Raw genomic sequence first — 2,001 nt, forward strand, 5'->3', positions numbered from 1 at the left:
GGGGGGCGCGGCGAGGGCAGGCTTCCGAGCGCGGGCGCGGTTGCGCCGCGCGGTCGCGGCCTCTCGGCCGCGGGCCCCTCCCTAGAAAGGAGGTGATCCAGCCGCACGTTCCCGTACGGCTACCTTGTTACGACTTCACCCCCCTTACCCTCCACACCTTCGGCGCCTCCCCCCCTCGCGGGTTGGGCCGACGACTTCGGGTGCAGACGACTCGGGTGGTGTGACGGGCGGTGTGTACAAGGCCCGGGAACGCATTCACCGCGGCGTGCTGATCCGCGATTACTAGCAACTCCGACTTCGTGGAGGCGGGTTGCAGCCTCCAGTCCGAACTGGGGCCGGCTTTGGGGATTCGCTCCCGCTCGCGCGGTGGCAGCCCGTTGTGCCGGCCATTGTAGCACGTGTGCAGCCCAGGGCATAAGGGGCATGATGACTTGACGTCGTCCCCGCCTTCCTCCGGCTTGACGCCGGCGGTCTCGCATGGGTGCCCGGCCGGACCGCTGGCAACATGCGACGGGGGTTGCGCTCGTTGCGGGACTTAACCCAACATCTCACGACACGAGCTGACGACAGCCATGCACCACCTGTCCAGGCTCCTCTCGGCCACGGCGTCTCCGCCGCTTCACCTGGGTGTCAAGCCCTGGTAAGGTTCTTCGCGTTGCATCGAATTAAGCCACATGCTCCGCTGCTTGTGCGGGCCCCCGTCAATTCCTTTGAGTTTTAGCCTTGCGGCCGTACTCCCCAGGCGGGACACTTAATGCGTTGGCTGCGGCACGGGGGGCATCTCCCCCCACACCTAGTGTCCATCGTTTACGGCTAGGACTACCAGGGTATCTAATCCTGTTCGCTCCCCTAGCTTTCGCGCCTCAGCGTCAGTCGTGGCCCAGAAGGCCGCCTTCGCCACCGGTGTTCTTCCGAATATCTGCGCATTCCACCGCTACACTCGGAATTCCGCCTTCCCCTGCCAGACTCAAGCCCGCCGGTATCGGGAGCGTGCGGGGGTTGAGCCCCCGGATTTTACTCCCGACCAAGCGGGCCGCCTACGCGCGCTTTACGCCCAATGAATCCGGATAACGCTCGCCCCCTACGTATTACCGCGGCTGCTGGCACGTAGTTAGCCGGGGCTTCTTCTGCAGGTACCGTCACCTCGCGGCCTCGTCCCTGCTGAAAGCGGTTTACGACCCGAAGGCCTTCGTCCCGCACGCGGCGTCGCTGCATCAGGCTTCCGCCCATTGTGCAAGATTCCCCACTGCTGCCTCCCGTAGGAGTCTGGGCCGTGTCTCAGTCCCAATCTGGCCGGTCGGTCTCTCAACCCGGCTACCCATCATCGCCTTGGTGGGCCGTTGCCCCGCCAACTAGCTAACAGGCCGCGGGCCCATCCCTCGCCGTCTGGGCTTTCCCGCCCCCTCCATGCGAGGGGGGCGGAGTATCCGGTATTACCCACGGTTTCCCGAGGCTGTCCCGGTGCGAGGGGCAGGTTGCCCACGTGTTACTCAGCCGTTCGCCACTCTATTCGCGCCCCGAAGGGCGCCTTAACCGTTCGACTTGCATGTGTTAGGCGCGCCGCCAGCGTTCATCCTGAGCCAGGATCGAACTCTCCGTTCGGGGCCGGACTCGCCGGCCCTCCTTGAAAAAAAGTCTCTCTTCGCTCGGGGCTCCCCCCGCGCGCGATCCCGCTCTCCCGCTGATCTCGGATTCAACTCATCAAGGAACAGACGGGCACAGAACCTCATCCTGTGCCTTCTCTGTCTTCCTGTGCATTTCGCTTGTCTGTCTTCGCCGATCTCATCGATCGCAGTATCCGGTTTTCAAGGTTCGCCGCGGCCCGTGCGGCCGCGCGAGGAACCAATATACGCCGCCCGGGGGCCGCGGGCGGCCTCTTCGCCGCGCTCCACGGAACCTCCACGGGAGGCGCGGCATAGGGAAGGGGGCCCCGGCGCCTGACTCCAGGCTCCGGGACCCCCTCCAGGACCAAACGCCCGCCGCCGGCCGGCGACGCCCTGC

Annotated in this window: 1 rRNA gene; it reads right to left on the reverse strand. The window is 65.8% G+C overall.

Annotated features, from left to right (window positions below):
* Positions 1 to 85: 85 nt before the first annotated feature.
* Positions 86 to 1,602: ribosomal RNA gene (locus VXJ25_RS09665) — 16S ribosomal RNA — on the reverse strand.
* Positions 1,603 to 2,001 lie beyond the last annotated feature (399 nt).

Origin of the sequence: Olsenella absiana (genome assembly GCF_036408855.1) — a bacterium.
In the GTDB taxonomy this organism is placed as follows: Bacteria; Actinomycetota; Coriobacteriia; order Coriobacteriales; family Atopobiaceae; genus Olsenella_K; species Olsenella_K absiana.